22 protein-coding genes are annotated in these 18449 nt (G+C 44.2%); 9 read left to right on the forward strand and 13 right to left on the reverse strand.

The window, feature by feature from the left end:
- Positions 1 to 16 precede the first annotated feature (16 nt).
- From VJL_RS05950 to VJL_RS29960, 5 genes are all read left to right on the forward strand, one after another.
- Positions 17 to 526 carry a flagellar basal body-associated FliL family protein gene (locus VJL_RS05950; protein ID WP_038868346.1) on the forward strand — a complete coding sequence of 170 codons (510 nt, stop codon included), beginning with the start codon at positions 17 to 19 and terminating at the stop codon, positions 524 to 526.
- A 12-nt stretch (positions 527 to 538) separates the two neighbouring features.
- A complete protein-coding gene (locus VJL_RS05955) occupies positions 539 to 1267 on the forward strand; it encodes a FliA/WhiG family RNA polymerase sigma factor (protein WP_038876441.1) in 729 nt (242 codons plus the stop codon).
- A gap of 9 nt (positions 1268 to 1276) precedes the next feature.
- Entirely contained in the window at positions 1277 to 2134 is an 858-nt protein-coding gene (motA, locus tag VJL_RS05960) for a flagellar motor stator protein MotA (protein WP_038876444.1), read from the forward strand.
- Positions 2134 to 3126 carry a flagellar motor protein MotB gene (locus VJL_RS05965; RefSeq protein ID WP_038868340.1) on the forward strand — a complete coding sequence of 331 codons (993 nt, stop codon included), beginning with the start codon at positions 2134 to 2136 and terminating at the stop codon, positions 3124 to 3126. Before motA ends, VJL_RS05965 begins: the two co-directional genes overlap by 1 nt.
- 100 nt (positions 3127 to 3226) lie before the next feature.
- The gene (locus VJL_RS29960; RefSeq protein ID WP_038868338.1) at positions 3227 to 3514 is read left to right on the forward strand and encodes a hypothetical protein; all 288 of its coding nucleotides are present in this window, start codon (positions 3227 to 3229) and stop codon (positions 3512 to 3514) included.
- A 27-nt stretch (positions 3515 to 3541) separates the two neighbouring features.
- On the opposite strand, the gene VJL_RS05975 is transcribed toward VJL_RS29960, so the two are convergent.
- The 6 genes from VJL_RS05975 to VJL_RS06000 form a co-directional block, all read right to left on the reverse strand.
- The gene (locus tag VJL_RS05975) at positions 3542 to 4114 is read right to left on the reverse strand and encodes a hypothetical protein (RefSeq protein WP_038876446.1); all 573 of its coding nucleotides are present in this window, start codon (positions 4112 to 4114) and stop codon (positions 3542 to 3544) included.
- A 163-nt stretch (positions 4115 to 4277) separates the two neighbouring features.
- Entirely contained in the window at positions 4278 to 5717 is a 1440-nt protein-coding gene (locus VJL_RS05980; protein WP_038876448.1) for a pyridoxal phosphate-dependent decarboxylase family protein, read from the reverse strand.
- A gap of 130 nt (positions 5718 to 5847) precedes the next feature.
- Positions 5848 to 6867 carry a helix-turn-helix domain-containing protein gene (locus VJL_RS05985; protein WP_038876449.1) on the reverse strand — a complete coding sequence of 340 codons (1020 nt, stop codon included), beginning with the start codon at positions 6865 to 6867 and terminating at the stop codon, positions 5848 to 5850.
- A gap of 133 nt (positions 6868 to 7000) precedes the next feature.
- Entirely contained in the window at positions 7001 to 7771 is a 771-nt protein-coding gene (locus VJL_RS05990) for a PhzF family phenazine biosynthesis protein (protein ID WP_038876451.1), read from the reverse strand.
- Positions 7772 to 8190: 419 nt separating this feature from the next.
- Positions 8191 to 8568 carry a PH domain-containing protein gene (locus tag VJL_RS05995; RefSeq protein WP_038868327.1) on the reverse strand — a complete coding sequence of 126 codons (378 nt, stop codon included), beginning with the start codon at positions 8566 to 8568 and terminating at the stop codon, positions 8191 to 8193.
- 117 nt (positions 8569 to 8685) lie between these two features.
- Positions 8686 to 8901: a TIGR02450 family Trp-rich protein gene (locus VJL_RS06000; RefSeq protein ID WP_005435943.1), complete on the reverse strand. Its 216-nt coding sequence runs from the start codon at positions 8899 to 8901 to the stop codon at positions 8686 to 8688.
- Positions 8902 to 9084: 183 nt separating this feature from the next.
- On the opposite strand from VJL_RS06000, the gene VJL_RS06005 reads away from it, so the two are divergent.
- Together VJL_RS06005 and VJL_RS06010 are read left to right on the forward strand one after the other, a co-directional pair.
- Positions 9085 to 9849 carry a transporter substrate-binding domain-containing protein gene (locus tag VJL_RS06005; RefSeq protein WP_038876453.1) on the forward strand — a complete coding sequence of 255 codons (765 nt, stop codon included), beginning with the start codon at positions 9085 to 9087 and terminating at the stop codon, positions 9847 to 9849.
- Positions 9850 to 9998: 149 nt separating this feature from the next.
- Positions 9999 to 10796 (forward strand): aminoglycoside 6-adenylyltransferase, encoded by a 798-nt coding sequence (locus tag VJL_RS06010; protein WP_038876455.1) that lies wholly within the window; start codon positions 9999 to 10001, stop codon positions 10794 to 10796.
- 106 nt (positions 10797 to 10902) lie between these two features.
- Here VJL_RS06010 and VJL_RS06015 read toward each other — a convergent pair whose 3' ends face one another.
- The 6 genes from VJL_RS06015 to VJL_RS06040 all read right to left on the reverse strand — a co-directional run bounded on the left by VJL_RS06015 (position 10903) and on the right by VJL_RS06040 (position 14567).
- A complete protein-coding gene (locus VJL_RS06015) occupies positions 10903 to 11325 on the reverse strand; it encodes a hypothetical protein (protein WP_038876457.1) in 423 nt (140 codons plus the stop codon).
- A gap of 187 nt (positions 11326 to 11512) precedes the next feature.
- Positions 11513 to 11965: a hypothetical protein gene (locus VJL_RS06020; RefSeq protein WP_038876459.1), complete on the reverse strand. Its 453-nt coding sequence runs from the start codon at positions 11963 to 11965 to the stop codon at positions 11513 to 11515.
- Positions 11966 to 12105: 140 nt separating this feature from the next.
- A complete protein-coding gene (locus tag VJL_RS06025; RefSeq protein WP_038876461.1) occupies positions 12106 to 12351 on the reverse strand; it encodes a hypothetical protein in 246 nt (81 codons plus the stop codon).
- 302 nt (positions 12352 to 12653) lie between these two features.
- A complete protein-coding gene (locus VJL_RS06030) occupies positions 12654 to 13367 on the reverse strand; it encodes a class I SAM-dependent methyltransferase (RefSeq protein ID WP_038876463.1) in 714 nt (237 codons plus the stop codon).
- A 150-nt stretch (positions 13368 to 13517) separates the two neighbouring features.
- Positions 13518 to 13919 carry a GFA family protein gene (locus VJL_RS06035; RefSeq protein ID WP_005435931.1) on the reverse strand — a complete coding sequence of 134 codons (402 nt, stop codon included), beginning with the start codon at positions 13917 to 13919 and terminating at the stop codon, positions 13518 to 13520.
- Between the two features lie 168 nt (positions 13920 to 14087).
- The gene (locus VJL_RS06040) at positions 14088 to 14567 is read right to left on the reverse strand and encodes a porin (protein WP_038868315.1); all 480 of its coding nucleotides are present in this window, start codon (positions 14565 to 14567) and stop codon (positions 14088 to 14090) included.
- Positions 14568 to 15066: 499 nt separating this feature from the next.
- Here VJL_RS06040 and VJL_RS06045 point away from each other — a divergent pair, with 499 nt between their 5' ends.
- Positions 15067 to 16551 carry a winged helix-turn-helix domain-containing protein gene (locus VJL_RS06045; RefSeq protein ID WP_038876467.1) on the forward strand — a complete coding sequence of 495 codons (1485 nt, stop codon included), beginning with the start codon at positions 15067 to 15069 and terminating at the stop codon, positions 16549 to 16551.
- A gap of 21 nt (positions 16552 to 16572) precedes the next feature.
- On the opposite strand, the gene VJL_RS06050 is transcribed toward VJL_RS06045, so the two are convergent.
- Positions 16573 to 17295: a TerC family protein gene (locus VJL_RS06050; protein ID WP_038876470.1), complete on the reverse strand. Its 723-nt coding sequence runs from the start codon at positions 17293 to 17295 to the stop codon at positions 16573 to 16575.
- 512 nt (positions 17296 to 17807) lie between these two features.
- Between VJL_RS06050 and VJL_RS06055 the strand changes: the two genes are divergently transcribed.
- A complete protein-coding gene (locus VJL_RS06055; RefSeq protein ID WP_038876473.1) occupies positions 17808 to 18422 on the forward strand; it encodes a mechanosensitive ion channel domain-containing protein in 615 nt (204 codons plus the stop codon).
- Positions 18423 to 18449 lie beyond the last annotated feature (27 nt).

Below are 18449 nucleotides of genomic sequence, written 5' to 3' on the forward strand. Positions count from 1 at the left end.
ATCGAGGAAAAAGGTTATGACCAAACAACAAATGATCGCCCTGTTTATCGCCATGATCATCACCAGTGCCCTCGTTTCGGCCGCCACGGTGGTTGGCGGTATTTGGTACATAAATAAAAGTTCAGAATCCGCCTCATCGGAATCAGGCGTCAGCGCTTTTTTGGAAGATTCTCCACTCGCGTTCTTAACAGCAGAAGAACCGACCAGCAACGGACCGAGTTTTCACCCATTGGACAAAGTGGTACTGACTATCAAAGGTAAAAAGCAGACGCACTTTGTGATGCTGGAACTGGCCGTAGAAACACGTCGTCCAGAGCGCATTAAGAACATCGATAACTACATGCCAATGGTACAAAACTCATTGCTCAAGCTGTTCAGCGATAAAACCTTTGATGAACTACAGCAGGCGGGGTCTATCGATATTCTGCAAAACGAAGTCAAAGAGACCTTACTCTTAGCGTTTGCGAAAACTGACATCGTGCGTGATATCGATGATGTTCTATTGACCAAATACGTTGTGCAATAACGGAGCACGACTATGTTGGAGATGAACTTACAGGAAAGTTATACCGCGACGGAGGAAGTGAATACACCGTCTCGCCAGATTGACGAAAACGCACTGCTGCAACGCCATCAAATCATGGTGAAACGCGTCGTAAACCAACTCCGCGTTCATGCTACTTCGCATTGCAGCATTGAAGACATGCAGCAAATTGGCCTAATTGCGCTCGTCGAAGCAGGACGTCGTTATGGGGATGTGGATGACACACACTTCCCCGCTTTTGCCGTTTGTCGGGTTCGTGGCGCTATTTTAGACGAGCTTCGCCGCTTAGATTGGCGCTCACGTAAGACCCGTCAACAAGCACACGAACTAAACGACGTCACACGTGACCTAACCCGTGAACTTGGCAGAATGCCTACCGATGCCGAGATCATTAAAGCACTCGGCACTGATGAGCAAGACTTCTACAACCGCCAAAATGCAGCGCTGGCGGGCGAAATGCAGAGCCTTGATCAATTAATGGAAACAGGGGGAGACAGCCACTTCGGCGGTCAATACGACGGGATGGAACATGAACATATTCGTCGTAGCTTAGATTGCGCACTTAGCAAAATGTCGAAGCGCGACCAGTTGCTACTGACTCTGTTTTATCAACACGAACTCAACCTACATGAAATCGCGCTCGTGCTCGATCTGACGCCACCTCGCATCTGTCAGTTGCACAAACAAGCGCTTAAACAACTCAATCAATTAATGTCCTCTTAGGAGTCAAAGATGCAAAAGTTTTTTGGAGCCATTACCGTCCTGTTGTGTGTCTTTGGTGGATACATGTGGGCAGGAGGTAAACTTGGTGCGATTTGGCAACCGGCCGAGTTTCTGATCATCATCGGAGCCGCAGCTGGCTCTCTGATCATCGGTAACCCGCCTCAAGTGTTAAAAGAAATGCGTCAGCAAGTGCGTGCAACGATTTCTGGCCCGCGTCAGGAATACGAGTACTACATGGAGCTGATGGCACTACTGAATAACCTGCTAGAAACCGCACGCAGTCGTGGTTTTAAATTCCTAGATTCACACATTGAATCACCGGAACAAAGTTCGATCTTCCTCGCGTACCCAAAAGTGAGCAACGATCATCGCCTTATTTCGTTCATTACCGACAATTTACGTTTAATGGCAATGGGACAAATGTCGCCTCATGAATTAGAGGGACTGCTAGAACAAGAAATCGAAGCCATTCAAACCGAGATGTTACTGCCTTCACGCTCAATGCAGCGCACTGCAGAAGCACTTCCCGGATTCGGTATTCTTGCCGCAGTCGGTGGCATCATCATCACCATGCAAGCCATTGATGGTTCCATTGCACTGATTGGTTATCACGTTGCCGCTGCCCTCGTTGGTACGTTCATTGGTATTTTTGGTTGTTACTGTTGTTTAGATCCACTCAGTAATGCCATGGCTCAGCGAGTTAGACGAAACATGACGGCTTTTGAATGCGTTCGCGCCACCTTGGTTGCTTACGTCGCGAAAAAGCCAACATTACTCGCCATCGACGCTGGCCGTAAACACATTCAGTTAGACATCAAACCAACTTTCAACCAAATGGAGAAGTGGCTAGCTGAACAGGAGGGATAATGCAAAAACAAGAACATGTGGTGTTCAAACGCGCGAAAGCACATAACCATGATGAGTTTCATGGTGGCGCGTGGAAAGTCGCGTTTGCCGACTTCATGATCGCGTTGATGGCGCTGTTTCTTGTCCTTTGGGTCATGCAAGTGGTCGACAAGGAAGAGCGCAAAGCCATTGTCGCGCACCTTCATAGTTCGAGCGTTTTTGATAAGAGCTACGGTAACCCTTTCGATACCTCACAAAGTATCTCTCCTATCGACTTGGCACAGGACTCTTCTGTGCCAAGCAAACACAACTCAAACCACGTCGTCAGTTCCTTCTTCCAAGGTGATGGCGATGGCCCAGAGATTGACTCGCTTATCCCAGGCAATTTCGACACCCAAGAGCAACTTGCTCTACTGGCTAAAGTAATTGATGAAGTCGTAGGTCAAATCAGCGCGCAAGGTAACGTGAATGTCACCATTACACCGCAAGGGTTGCGTATTGTGCTGCAAGATGATTACAAACAGCATATGTTCAGCCGAGGTGGCGCCGAGTTGACGCCTTTCTTTGAAGACTTATTACTTGCTTTAGCTCCAGTGTTTGAGCGCATCAGTAACCCAGTCATCATCAGTGGGCACACCGATTCTACTCCGTTTAAAAAACGCTTTGGAAAGCAATCTAACTGGGCGCTTTCGGCTTCACGAGCGGATGTCGCGAGAAACACCTTAGTCGAGGGTGGCATGCCGGATGAGCGTGTGATGCAAGTGACAGGCATGTCGGATCGCGCGTTACTTAATCCTGACGAGCCCGATTCGAGTGAAAACCGTCGTATAGAGTTATTTATCCTGACCACGCCAGCCGCGCAAGTGCTAGAGACCTTCTTTGGTAATCAAGAAGACAGTGAACTACAGAAAGCCAAGCAAAAGGCAGAATTTAACCAACCCGTGATCAGACAAGAAGTAATTCGCTATTCGGTGGACTCAGAAACGCCAAAAGCGAAAATTCAAGACCTCTAAAATCAAAAAAGGTCACAACAAATACATGGTGTGACCTTTCATCTCGATTGCTGTTTGCATTGCTAATAATTGTTGCTATCACTGTTTAGTTGAGTTCGATATGCCTGTACGCGCGCCCAATAAAACCCAAAAAGATTCGCTCAAAAAAGCCTTTCTTTGGCTGATAATTTTTGATTATCTGTTGCTGGCATTCTTTCTAACTCAACTGCCAAGCCTTAATCTGAATAGTGGCACCATGATCAGCTTATTATTGGTCGTGTATAACATTTTGCTAGTTTCGCTTTGTTACCAACGCACCAGTAAGCAAGACTCTTACATCATTTATCCCGTACTCTCTGCAACGCTACTGGCATTCGTATGCTTTTTGTATTTCTTCTTTTTGGTGTGAATCTTGGGATGCTGTCGCATTAAAGCATCAACTTAATGGTACCATTTGTACGTTTTTAACTGAGTGGCTATCTAATGGCGCTGCACAGTTAGTGAGCGTTCCAACATCAATACGACTCGTTTTTGAAAAAGCCACAATCACGTCAATACACGCTTCCTCATTTTCTGCTACCGATGGGTTGGCACTGATAAAAGCGCGAATTTTGTCCACATAAACCGGATGATCTAAATAAAGGCTCGCCAGCTTTTTTCTACCGATATAAGTATGTTGGTGCTCCTCGCCAATTGGGGACAGCTTATTCTTATGTTCATGCACTAAGTGGTAATTACAATTGTTGCAGCTTCTCACCTGAGTAAGCGTTAAGGTATTTTCTTCGTCTTTGAATACCTTGATGTCGGTTTGAGTTTGGTTGAGAGCAGCATGACTCTTTGTATCGGCTTTTGAATACTCTAACTGCCCTAACAGGTCGGTATTTTTGCTCACTAAGAAAGCCACATCTACCCCAGAAGCACTGATAAGGTGGCTATCAACGGGAGTGGCACTTGAGCATCCATTTAGAACGACCAATCCAAAGAGAAAAGTAAGTAGTTTTGATTTCATATAGGAATCCTTATTGAATGGAAGAAGTCATTTAAAAAGAATAAAGAAACCAAAGACGGATTAATTGTCATTGCATGCCTACCAGAATCCACCCAAAATAAAAAACCCAGCATTATCGCTGGGTTTGCGTTGATACGGCGACTAACAGTCAACCATTAACATGTTATTTGGTGCTCATTAGTTCTTTCTCTGTCAGGTAAGCTTCGATGATCTTTTCTGCTGACAAATCGATATCTTCCTTGGAAGTATGGCAACTTAGTACAGAAAACAGCATGGTCTTAAGCCCCTTATAACCAGAAGTCGATGGATAAAGAGTTCCCTCTTGTTGCAGTCGGTGTACAACACGGGCCGTTAGCTCATTGCGATATTCCTCGCCTCCTTCACCAAACTGTGCTGAAAAACGATTCGACACCACATCGTTGAGGATAGTGATACCATCCACTGTTGAAAGTTTTTCTGCCATACATTGTGCAAGCGCAGTACAACGGTCAACATGGTCTTCGATCCCCTGCTTACCTAATGACTTAAACGCAGCATAAACAGGCACACCACGAGCTCGACGCGAAGCACCAATCCCAAAGTTGATCGCATTGCGATCTGGCTTATCCATCGCGTCATTAAGGTAGTCACCCATATTGCTGCCGCCCATCGCTTGAGCCAGCAAACCTGCGTTCTTCACGATGACCATTCCCGAGTCATAGGGCATGTTAAACCACTTATGACCATCAGTATCAATTGAATCAACTCTATCGATACCATCCAGTAGATAACGATGTTTTGCACTCGCTGCCGCCCAGAGCCCAATAGCGCCATCAACATGCAACCATGCATTACCATGAGCAGCAACGGCATCAGCAAGTGCATGGAAAGGGTCGAAAGCTCCGGAGTCAATACAGCCTGCTTGCGCGCAAACTAGGGTTGGCCCCTCAAGTGCAGTAATGGTCTCCATCAGGGAATCTGGAATTATGCGTAGGTTTTCATCCGTTGGAACTTTAACAATGTTTTCCAAACCGATTCCAATCATGGAAAGGGCACGTTTAATCGTTGAATGAATTTGATCGCTCACAACAACATTAATACGCGGCGCACCATACATACCTTGACTTGCCACATCCCAACCTGCACGTTCTAAAAGTGCATTACGAGCGGTAATAAGGCTTGTATAAATCGCCTCTTGGGCACCAGATGTAAAGCCAATACCCGAATTTGGCGCCAAGCCAAGTAGTTGGGTCATCCATTCTGCGGCGGTCTCTTCAACCACTGACAAAGCTGGACTAGCAACGTAATACGGTACATTTTGGTCCCATGCGCTCACCAGCCAATCTGCCGCCAATGAAGCAGGGAAAGAGCTGCCAATGGCATAGCCAAAGAAACGTGGTCCCCCCGTTGCGATCAAGCCTGCATCAACATTTTTAACCATCTCATTGATAACGACTGACGGCTGCGTTGGTGTCAATGGGAGTGGCCCACCAATCGCTTGTCTCAACTCCTGAGAAGTGATGCACTTGTCTACAGGTCGCTCATTTAATGACTCTAAGTAGTCAATGGCGTGTTCAAAGGATTGGGTAAGCGGTGAACGGTATTCATGGAATCGATGTGACATGTTTGCTTCTCTCTTTGGTTTCGATACTCCTAATCTTATGGATTGAGAGAAATATAAATTGTCACCTCGTGCCACCAAACTGAACTATTCCGTCGGCACACTCTCTTTAACCGAAATGTCACTTTATGCGCTAAGACGTAAGAAAAGACGATGCCTTCCGATAAGCAGACGGCGTTATTCCCATTTTTCTTCGAATAAATCGAGTAAAGTTTGCTGTATCGGTATACCCCAATGACGACGCAATGGTTGTGATTGATAGATGTGAATCTTTTAATAAGCGTAAACTTCTTTCCAACAGTAATTCTTCAATGACATCGCTATAGGTGACGCCAGCCATACACAAGCGCCGTTGCAAAGTTCGTTTATTGACCCCCAAAATACGCGACGCGTCGAGAATAGAAAGCCGTCCCACAGAAGTATAAGGCTGAATGGCTAATCGAAAAGAAGGAAGAAAAGACGTTGGTATCTCACTAAGAGCCGCTTTCACAACAGATTGTCTTTTACTGGGCATACAAACCGTTTGGCTTAAGGTGCCATCATCGAGCTGAATGCCTGTAGCTGCACGATTAGTATAGAACTGAATATGCTGAAGCTGAGAGCAGTTAAAAAACGGTGCCACCCCTGCGCACTTTAGACTCACATTCAACGTTTTTTGCTTAGCGTTCGAGAGCGCATCAACCAACTCATCCATGAAAATAACACTGAATAACTCAGCATATTGGTACCATGATTCAGCTTCACCATCTTTGTATCGAGCAAACCAAAGATGATTGTGGTAACGCTCAAGACCAATACAAGTGTTATTTGAGAACAGGGGAATAACACGGCAAAACTCTTCGATGCCTTCCGCTACCGTCATTGATGGAGTCAGGGATAACTGTTCTAAAATTTTAGGCACATACAAATCACGACACATCCCCCAGATGGTGTAAATAAAGGTTTCTGGTGAGCAAGATTTCCCAAACGCTAAAATAAGATTTTTAAGCGTGGTTTCAGGTAGAAACTCAACATCAGTAATCTGAATATCTTCTGGCGCCTGTGTTACCTTTATAAGCTGATACACATCGACATCACTCCGCTTATAGAGCTCCGCTAAATAATGCACCCACTCCGATCTAACCAAAGGGACACCTTCAAATACAACCGTCATCCTCTGCCCTTCACTTTGTCTAAATGTCGAAAGGTAAAGAAACCAAAACCGCTTGTCTTGTCATTTCGCGACAACAAGGGGATTCGCAAACACCATAAATTTGTTTACGTACCGATGTATTTGAAGAGAAGCTTTACTGAACTCTCAGATGCACCGACGCAGAAATCACGATCGTATCTGCACTTAGCTTCGCAATTTGGAAAAAGCCACCCCTCTCTGAAAGCTGAGAAGCATTCAGTGAGTCGACGTCCAACTTCTTAAACCAATATGGCGCTAACGTGCATTGTGCCGAGCCCGTTGCAATATCCTCATCAATTCCAATTTTGGGTGCAAAATAGCGCAATACGTAATCGTTAGGGCCTCGTTGAGCGGTAACCATCACCGCATGGAAATCTCGGATTTGTTTTAGGCAAGTAAAATCGGGGTGGTAACGTTTCACTTGCTGTTCTGATTCCAACACCACAACAAGATCGCGAGTAGTAAACACATCAACTGCCTGCACTCCCGATGGCTCCAGATTTAACAAGCTTAAATCCAAACTCGTCGGCACTGGCTTACCTTCCCATGATGGAAGTGCCATTTGATACTGGCAACCATGCTTAACGATAGTAATGTCGCCATAATCACTGTGTAACTTAACAGAACGCTGCTTTAGGCGAGCAATCAAGGCCGCACCAGCCCCCATACTGCCATGACCACACAGGTTGATCTCGCTGGTCAAAGAAAACCAACGAATGTGCCAACAGTTATCGATATGACTAAGAAATGAGGTGACAGGTTGTGCGACACTTTGTGCAATCGACAACATCTCTGAATCACTTAACCAATGAGACAAAAACACCACGCCACAAGGGTTACCTTGCGCTTGTTCAGAACAGAATACATCGTAAACTTGGGTATCGATAACTCACCTCATATCGCTAGCAGCCAAAAACCATAATGTTCATTATTAACGCATTTTCCAAATTAGAGAAAAACACTATTTTTCATCCATTAATAGGGAAAATATCGTGCAACAAATCATTAAGCAAGTGTACACATATCAATAATTGAATTTAGAAGGCTATTTATCTCTCTTGCTGGTTTCAACATTTCGCTCAGATAACAAATCAAAGGAATGAAAAAAGGAAGCATGTAATGCTTCCTTAAAACGTGTTATCTATCGTTAACACTCATCGAATCATTAGATAGAAAATAACCCCAGCAGAGAAACCAAGGATAAATATCAGAGACTTGCTGCGTTTACTTAATGCTTCCTTGCCTTGTTTTTGTGTCGCCATGATGACTCCTTGTCTTTGGCTGAATTAGCGCTTAAACCATTGTCTAAGCGAGTACGTGCTCACTGATCATTTTGTTAAACGATACGAGGTCAAAAGAGCCCCTGATCTCAAACCGCACTCGCCCGACTTCACTTAGGAACAATTCAATTTCACAATCCAGATCAAGTGTGCCAGACGTTTCAACCGAGAAAGCGTTAATTTTGCTGTATGGCAGAGAAGTGTAGTCCACTTTTGACCCTGTAATCCCTTGTACATTGGCTGCAATAACACGCTTATTGGTGAACACCACTTGGTCACGCACGGTCTTGAAGCCAGCAAAAATACTTTCTCCTTCAATCAAGAACTTGTGGAAATCGTCGCGCACCTTTGAAGTTTCAATCGGCTTGAGTTTGAATATGGATGAGTTTTCGAAATCGATCATGGTGTTGCCTTAGAATGTAAATAAAATCACTCATCAATTAATAGCAAAGTCTCTAAGACGAGCCTATTGATTTTGATGACTTTTCTAACTCCATCTCGTTTTTGTTATCGCGCCTGCTTATTTCCATCCTTGTCGCCACTGTTGCGTGTCTTTCAAATCATGCCAATCTAGCTCGCGCTCGCGCTTGGTCATAACCGCTTCAATCACGCACCTCACGACGTTGCCTTCTTCATCAAACTCCATTTCTGAAATGATGAAGTGCTTTTCTTTGTTTACCGGCTCTGTCGCAGTCCATTTGCTGCGAAGTAACTTTTTAGGGTGAACTCGATTCATAACGCTCTGCCATTCATAAGAAAAAGTTTGCTTTTCATACGTATAAATTAGCAAATGCAATCACATTCAATGTCGCTATTTTTTTCTTCAATATCGTGTTTTTTCTTATTGGTTTGATCTCTTTTTCTGATACTTCCTGTTACTTTGAGTGTTCAAACAAACACAACACATCAAACAACGACAATGAAAAAAACAACACTTTTACTTGCTTCCGTAGCAATGGCGCTTTCCGGTGTCGCCCAAGCCGATAAGCTGGAAGATATCCAAAAATCAGGCACGTTACGTGTCGGCACCACGGGCGATTACAAACCGTTTTCTTACTATGATGGCAAAAGTTATTCTGGTTATGACATTGATGTCGCCAACCACATTGCGGAGCAACTAGGCGTCAAATTGAAGCTGGTTCGTACCACATGGAAAGATCTACTCAATGACCTTGATGAAGACAAATACGACATCGCCATGGGTGGTATCACACGTAAAATGCAACGCCAACTGAACGCAGAGCAAACACAAGGCTATATGACATTTGGTAAGTGTTTCTTGGTTGCAAAAGGCAAAGCAGAGCAATTCAATACGCTCGAAAAAGTTAACGACCCTTCGGTTAGAGTCGGCGTCAATATCGGTGGTACAAATGAAGCCTTTGCGGATAAAAACCTGCAACAAGCTCATTTCACCCGCTACGAAAACAACTTAGACGTACCGAAAGCCGTCGCGGCGGGCAAAGTTGATGTCATGGTGACAGAAACTCCGGAAGGGTTATTCTACCAAGTCACGGACGAGCGTTTAGAAGCGGTTCGCTGCGAAGACCCGTTCACCAAAGGTCAGTTTGGCTACTTGATCCCTAAAGGCGAACAGCGCTTACTGAATACGGTGAACTTCATCATGGATGACATAAAACTGAAAGGCATCGACGAGCAGTTTATGCACCATAACTCGCTGAAGTAATTAACAGTCCATATCAAAAACCGTTCAATTTAGAGCGGTTTTTGTTGCTTCTTAAGATGCTTCACGCCATATTGTAATGCTGCGCTAATTTTACCGCACTAACCATCCTGCTGATGGTTCTAATATCAACCATGATTAATAGGTAAAATATGAAATTCTCAAGCACGCTCCCTCAAACTCATGAACAGCTTCTAACTAAAATTCTTGCGGTATTCACTGCTGACTCACGCATTCTTGGTATTGGTGCAAGTGGCTCTTACGCCTCTGACTCCATGGACAAATACAGTGATTTGGATTTGGTCATCGCCATCAATCCTGAAGATTTTGATTCGGTAATGGCAGAGCGCTTTGCGCTTATCGACCAAGTAGAAGGTCAAGTCGCGGCTTTCACTGGTGAACACGTGGGAGAACCAAGATTAGTGATCGCAATCTACGCGCCAGATGCGATTCATGTCGATTTCAAATTTGTCTCTTTGCCGGATGCAGCCACTCGTGTTGATGACACTAAAGTGCTTTGGGAACGCGACGGGCAGCTATCGCAAGTCTTCGAAATTACGGAGCCTCATTACCCACAACCGGATCCACAGTGGATTGAAGATCGCTTTTGGATTTGGGTTCATTACGGCGCAACCAAGATTGCGCGTGGGGAATACTTTGAGGCTGCGGAATTTTTATCGTTCCTACGCTCTGTTGCGATATCGCCATTAGCCCTGAAACAACAAGGGTTGACTCCTTCTGGCGTGAGAAAAATAGAATCACGCATGCCTGCGTTTGCGGCGGAGCTAAAACAAACCGTCGCCATGCCAGAACGAGAAGCGCTGATTCCTGCATTTGAAAAGATCGTAGAGCTGTATCTATCGCTGCGAAAGAACGAGCAAGTCAGTATTAAACCGGAAGCTCAGCAGCTTTGTATGGATTACTTCCAGCAAGAGCTGAAAAGCGAGTAGAGCCGGCACAGCGTAAAAACAATGACACGCAAAAACAACAACAGATAGAAACAACAAAGGGGATATCACTATCCCCTTTTTCATCGGTCTGATTCACTGAGAGCGATTACATCACGCACTCTTTTGCGGCTTGTGCCTTCTCGATGCCTTCTTCAATCAGAGATTTGGTTTCTTCGCTGCCGATAGATGACATCACTTTATCCATCACCTTATCCACTGTCGATTCAGAAGACGCTTCCACCAAACAAGCGTAAGCATTGGCAATGTGTTCTTTCGCTTCAATAAGTGCTTCAGGGTCACTGAAATCCACATTCATTGCTTCTTCAACCGATGCCGCCAGTTCTTCTACAGATTCAGCTGCATCACCAAATTGGTCTAGGTTAAACGCTTCTTCTACTGAATCCATCTGCTCTTGAACCGTATCAATTGCTTTGTTTGCGGCTTCTTGTGCTTGGTCAATGGCTTTGCTTGCGTCATCACAGCCGACAAGTGCCATTGCTAAAACCATTGTTGAGATTGTCTTTTTCATATTTGTTCTTCTAACAAGTAAATCGCTAATCATCACAATACGTGATTAGCCGGTAGATTTTAATTCAAGAGTTGTAAGAAGAGGAAACAGAAACGTTTGAAAGCCCCAAAAACAAAGCCGCTACGAATGAACGGCTTTTGTATTTGCTTTAACGTTTACTCAGGTGTTTAAGTAAACATTAAACCTGTCAGGCAATTCTTCCGTGGCTGATTGCCATCATTTCATCGTAGGTACGTTGTAATGCATCAAACGTCCATTCGAAGTAGACGCGACGTTCCATCAGCGGAGCAATTTGGTCTGCATCAAATGATTCGATCGTCAGATCAGAATACTCGACTTGCAGGCTGTTGCCGTTCGTACCCCAATCTTCGTACTCACGATTACCAATGAGATCGTAAAGGTTATTACTTAAGAAGCTGTATACCACTAAGAATGATTTTACTGCGTCTTCAGAAAAGTTAAGCATGCTCGCGACTTGCGCAACGTCATACGACTTTTCTTTATCACCTTGGTCAATATCAAGCCTCACCAATTGAGTTTCCCACGCTGCCAATTCACCGTAGGAATCCAAGACGTACTGGTTCAGTGCTTCGAACACATGAAAAAAGTCCTGGATCATTGAGATGTATTTATCAGACATAACGTCCCTTATTGTATTTGGTGAACGGACGATCTTCGCCGCCGTGTTATTGCTCACCCTAGCCAGTGGTTGTTAAAAGTTAGACTATAAGTTGCAACACCGCATACTGTACTTGTAATTTTGTTGTCATTTTTGAGTGATCAGTCAATTAATAGCGTTGGCTCGTCGATGCCCATGTAGTCACACAGTTCACGCTTAATTCGGTGAAAGTCTTGTACCGAGACAAAGCAATCGGCGTATTCTGTTTTACCATCAATGCCGATATAAACATGAGCAAAAGACTCGACCGTCGACGTAACTTTGATGGAATCATGGCTGAGTTCGAACGTAACAACTTGGTCCATATTCAGGTAACGACCAGATTCGATTTTTAGTGCTTTTGCCATAATGGGGTCCTAAGGTAACAGTGCAGATCTGGAAATAGGCAGCATCCCGGTGCTCAAATAGAAAGGCTTGCTAATTTGATGGTGATTCTGCCCCATAATTGAAGTGAGCCTATCACAAGCCCCTGCCTCCAAAATTAGAGTTTGACCGCACTTTCCTTTGGATTTACTTACAGATGAAACAGTTACTAAAAATCTGACCGCAAATTCACATACAAAAGAAAAACGGAGCGTATTTCACAGTTTCAAGGAACAAAAAGGCCACTGTGATAGCGGCTTTGGTTAGTCATTAATTGGTGTGAGCTTCACGCATTTATCTGGTACATCGCGAAATAGGTATCAGCTTGAATAACGTGTTTTTGGCTAAGCTGCTTCAAAGCCTCAACAGCGTTTGCGAATGGGTCATCTCCTGCGAATGCCTCAACCAACTTGTTGTAACGCTTTGAAGAAGAAAACAGCACATGCGCCAGCTCTTCAGCGCTGACTTCTAGCTCTACGGTCTCCTTGTAAACCTTCATCGCTTGGAAAGCATCACAATCACTGAAGTTGATAGCGTGGTCATAGTTGGACTCCATCAGTTCCATCTCTATGCCCAATAGTTTGAGGGGCTTTTCTAACAGCACTTCAAAATCGTACACCACGACGTGCGCTGCAGATTGAGAGACGCGTTGAAGTTCAGTCACCAAAGCCGCAGATTTCGCGTAAGAAAGTGAGCCTGCAAACGTCACGACATCCGCACTGTTGTCTGGTAATGGCACATGCTCACCATCCCCGACATGATACTCAATACCTGCTGATGGTTTGGTTTGCTCAATCATTGACGTGCTCGGATCCACACCATGCAATTGCTGACAGTATTTAGCCAATGCCAGTGTTGATATGCCCGTACCGCAGCCAATATCTAATCCCAACTGGAACTGGGGTAACGCACCTAAATTAGCTTGTAGGATGACTTGATGCAGCGGCGGACGATAAGCCGCGTAATGCTTAGAGATGGCTTGGTTGTATTCTTCGCTCACTGATGTTCTCCCAAAATCTGTCGATGTTAACTAGTCGTATAATGTCGGATATTACTGCCACTCAAAAGCAAAAAGCCACTCATTTGAGTGGCTCTATCTCACAACTTTAAATGCTTTCTGATTTGGTACGATGCTCTGCCTCAAACCAGCTTATAGCTTGGGTTCGGCTTCGAATTGCTTGAGGTCATCAGTAATGTCATTCCAAGGTGCTTTGGATGCGACAAAAATATGGAAGCTTGGCTTATGGGAAGGCACATCATCAAGAATACCCAAGCGCACATTGACGATACCGTTGTTCTTCTTCGAATAAAGGCTAGAGCCGCAGTGACGGCAGAATGAGAGTTCGGTATTGGCGCTCTTCTGATAGGTTTGGATGTGTTCCGCGCCCTCAATCACAATAAGTTTATCCAGTGCAACGCCACCTGCTGACGAGTAATCGGATCCGGTAAATTTGCGGCATTCAGAGCAATGACAATTGCCCATGTATTTGAATTCATCCGCGACTTCGAGTTTCACCTTGCCACACAGACATGAGCCTTTGAGTACTTCCATTGTTAAGTCCTTCTCTTTATTGGAATGTCAGTTACCGAATCACCATGCCAGTCCGAGACGACGAAATAAAGACAAGAAAGTCAGGTTTGCAAAAATGGAACGAAGAAAACCACCGCACTCTTCCATAAGCGCAGTGGAAAACAACTAGGACAAGTCGTTGCTTTTTTTTTAGAAGCGGAACTCTGCACTTAGCGCGTAGCTGTTCTCAACAACTTTTGCTTCGTACATGGTGTACTCAAGTGCAACGCGAGCTGGGCCCAATGTCACACCTGCACCTACGCCGTAGTAGATGTCGTTTGAATCACCAAGGTTCGTTTGGAAGTGGCCCATACCAACACGACCGTAAACGTCAAAAATAGTGATTGGTAGTGTTAGTTTCGCACTTGCTAGCCAAGCATCAGAGTAGATGTGCTCGAAGTCTTTGTGTGTATCGATGAAATCTGCATATCCACCTTCAATCGACAGTAGGTCATTAAACTGGTAACCGATGTAAAGATTGTAACCGCTGTTTTGGTCACTAAAGTCTGTGTTCTCGTTCTTTACTTGGTATTCAGAATATAGGTAGCTAGCACCAATGTATGGGTTAGCAGCAGCTTGTGTAGCAAAGAAGATAGCAGCGATTGGAAGAATAAATTTGTTCAGTTTCATTTCTTAATAACTCTCAATATAAAAGGTTGACTAACATTCCCTAATCCTTCAGTACGTGATGCTCATGCATCGAATTTTTATTTCCTTATTGCAAGTGACTTCAGGGAACGTTGCGCCTTTTCTCTTTTAAGAAGCTCGCCCCTCACTTGCGGTGTGGGATGCATCATCCTGTGTTTTCGCCGCTGTGACATAACGTAAAACTCAGCAGTTAATAAAACTTCATCACTGGCATATAAACAAAATATAAAATCAATAAATACAAAAACTTAAATATCAAAACAGAGGGTAAAACAACTAAGTTAATTGGAACTTTTCTGCCATTCAGTGTTGATTTCCTAGGTAAAAAGGAAGGCATTAAAGGTAGAGAGCAAAAATCGGCGTTCCGATAACGGAATGTGTAGAAAATCACGTTACTCGCGCTTTAAATTGTCAGCAAAATCATCCAATTGAGACTACATTTACTCAATGAGATGAATAAAAAATAGAAGAGCGAGTGTGAATGCCTGACAAAAACATCAGTTTTATCGTAGATGAGTGGCGTTTTGTGCCTAATGAGGGGCAAATACAGTTTGCTGACTCATGCATTACGATTGATAACCGTCTCTCAAAATTGCTTGAGTTCTTGTGTCTGAACCCAGGACTGACTCACACGCGTGATGAACTTATCGAGCAAGTGTGGGGCGGCAGTGTATTGACCGATCAAGTGGTCACCCAAGCGGTATTTGAACTCAGAAAAGTGCTGAAAAAACACAGCCAACAGGAATGTAGCTACATCGTCACCGTACCAAAGCGTGGGTATCGATTTGATGGCGAAGTAAAACTGGAAAAAATCGCGATACAGAAACCTGAAGATCAGGTGATTGAAGAGGAAGAGTCGCAAACTGAAGCCTCTAAACCCGCGATAGAGGCCGTTGAGCACCGTCCTAAAAAGAGCAAACAACCCATCTTAATTGGTGCACTTTCTTTGATTGTTCTTATTCAGGCGGCATTTTTACTGTTTAGCGCAAACGACTCAAAACCGAACCCTGATTCTCACACCGGGCACTTAAGCCATTACGAGTTTCGTTATGCAGTATTGAATGTCAGTGAGGATGTGAAAGCACGACCAGAATTGTACGGTATCGTCATTAAGTTCATGGAACACATTGGGTTTTATAGCAATATTCGTGTGGTCAAATCTAAAGAACACAGAAAACTCGCCGCCGTAGAGTTCAACATCTCCACCAGCAAGAGCAGCGATGGTAAAAAGTTGCGTTTGTTGTTCCAGTATCACAATCGCGTTTCAGGGCAGACTCATTTGAACCGTCGTTACTCGACCAACTTTGAACGTTTTCATCAAACTTTCCCATCCATGATCGATGACATGCTGCGCGCGATGTACATTGAAGTGCCGGAAGAAGAGTTGGAACACAATGTGTCGATCTTCCCTAAAGATCCAGAAGCAGTAAAAGCCTTGATGTCTGGAACGGGCGCTTTGTACAACAACGCTGGCTATGAGAATGCGATGGCGTATTTTCGTCAAGCAAAAGCCCTCGCACCAGATAATGCCTACACCATTTCGGTAAGCTACATCGGTGAAGTGTTAAGGGTGTTTACCAAAGACGAAGCCAATAAGCAGCAAGTGATTGAAGCACTCAACAAGGAATATTCCTCTTCCTTGTCTGAAGTTTTGAAGCGAGGGAATAACCCAAGAGTGTGTGAAGCCAACGCAATCTTGGCGCTGTCGGAAGACAATCCGGATAAGGCATCACAAATACTGTTGTCGATTCCGTACAATCAGCAAACGTCCTTAACTTATCTATTACTAGCGAAAGCGGAAGAAGCTCGCGGTCACACAAGCGGGGCAAAAGAGCTGTATTTGCAAGCGACACAAAATACGTCGTCGCCAATTGCACTGAAACTTGCGGGCCCATTGTTCTTTGACAGCAACTTGGACACCATGATTAAAGAATTGCAAAGCGTAAAAAGCGAAGCTAACCCGTAGTGGTTAGCTTCGCATTAAAGTTTAGAAGTACTGTCCTGCCACACGTCGAGAAGAAGGTTGTCGGCTGATTAAGATATGGCATAGCTCAAGCAGCAAACCAAACGCGAGCGCACTGTAAACGTAGTGCTTATCGATGTTCAGCCCCAACCCTTCAACAATCAGCAGCGCACCTAATACAATGAGGAATAGCAGCGCGAGCACTTTCAATCCGGGATGGCGAGTAATCACAGCCTGAACTTTATTCGCCATCAACATCAGAATCACGCTTGAAGAGATGATCACACCAGCAAGAATAGTGATGTCCTGCGTTAGGCTTGCCGCGATAATCAACGAATCGAGAGAAAACACCACGTCCACCGCAATAATCTGCAATATTACCGTGCCAACTTGCCCAGCAAAGAATTGGTGTGGTGGAGTTTCAATAGGCACGACCCACGCCCAAAGCTCTTTGATGCCTTTAAACAGCAAGAATGCGCCACCGACAATAAAGATAAGATCATTACAAGAGAGCGATACCCCTTGGTATTCGATAAACGGTTCTTTCCAAGACAGTAACCAAGATACCGAAAATACCAGCGCAATGCGGTTTAACACCGCTAAACCGATACCGAGATTACGTACGCGTTGGCGCAAATGAGGAGGAAGACGCTCAGTCATGATGGTAATAAAGACGATGTTATCGACACCCAGAATGAGTTCTAACATGAGTAAGGTGCCGAAGGCGATAAAGTAGTCGAGATTCATTATTTAAGTTCTCTGTGCAAAGTACGAAAGAATAGTTATTCAATATCCACTCTCTCCTAAGCAGGCACTACCTTGCGCTCAAATCCCCTCTCTAACATGGGGAAGTCTGTATTCCGTTCTTAGGTGCTTTGGGTGAGTTGTTCCCTAATGACGCGCTTATGAGTAGCGTCTTTTCATTGCTTTGTAGAACACGTAAAGCAATTTGATCGCGATAAGTGTCATCATTTTCTCCAAGGTTGTGGTTAATCAGAGGAGGGCTATTGTATTCACCCGTTTCATAACCACATCACAAAGCACTAAGAAAAAGATAAAGAAAATATAAAACAAATAAACACTTTAATTTCAAAGCTTTAAATAAGCTAAAAACCACCAAAGGTGAAAAACTCGTACCAAAAGAAACGGTTTCTTTGGCTTATAAAATGGCATGAGAGAGATATGATTTTTTGCTGAGAGAGACTTGACGCTTTTTCCGGTTGTTGACCGTACACTTGCCCTATAAAGAGGAGAACGTGATGCTGTCATCGATTGAACAATTTCTACAAATCCTGAGTGACTACGACATACTGCTCGGTCTGATTTTCATTTTGGCTTATCAAATCTTCAGTAAGATCGCGACGAAAGCACTCACTACGTTAGCGCGGAATAAAAAAGTCAAACCACCAAGAATATTATTCATTACCAGAACGGTGAACATTTTGTTGTTCGTCTTCTTATTTGCTACGTTTTTGCTCGTGAGTGGTATTGGCTACGGGAATTTTTCTATCTTCCTTTCTTCTGTGTTCACCGTTCTAGGCGTGAGCTTTATTGCTCAGTGGTCAATTCTGAGCAACATCACTGCTAGCTTTCTTATCTTCTTCGTTTTCCCTTATCGTGTAGGCGATAACATTCGTATTGATGATGGCGCAGGAATTGAAGGGATGATCATAGACATTCGTTTGTTTCACACCTTGATAAAGCATGAAGACGGCGACTTTTCGACTTACCCAAATAACCTCTTGCTACAAAAGAACGTCACCAAGAGAACCTATAAGAATGCCGTTGAACCCACTCTACAAAAGGTCACCGACGTAGATATCGATGTTAGTGCCGGTGTTGATGACCTTCAGATACAAGAAAACCGAGCATAGTGCTCGGCTTTCTTAGTATTTTACCCA

The organism is Vibrio jasicida CAIM 1864 = LMG 25398, from assembly GCF_000400365.1.
In the GTDB taxonomy this organism is placed as follows: Bacteria; Pseudomonadota; Gammaproteobacteria; order Enterobacterales; family Vibrionaceae; genus Vibrio; species Vibrio jasicida.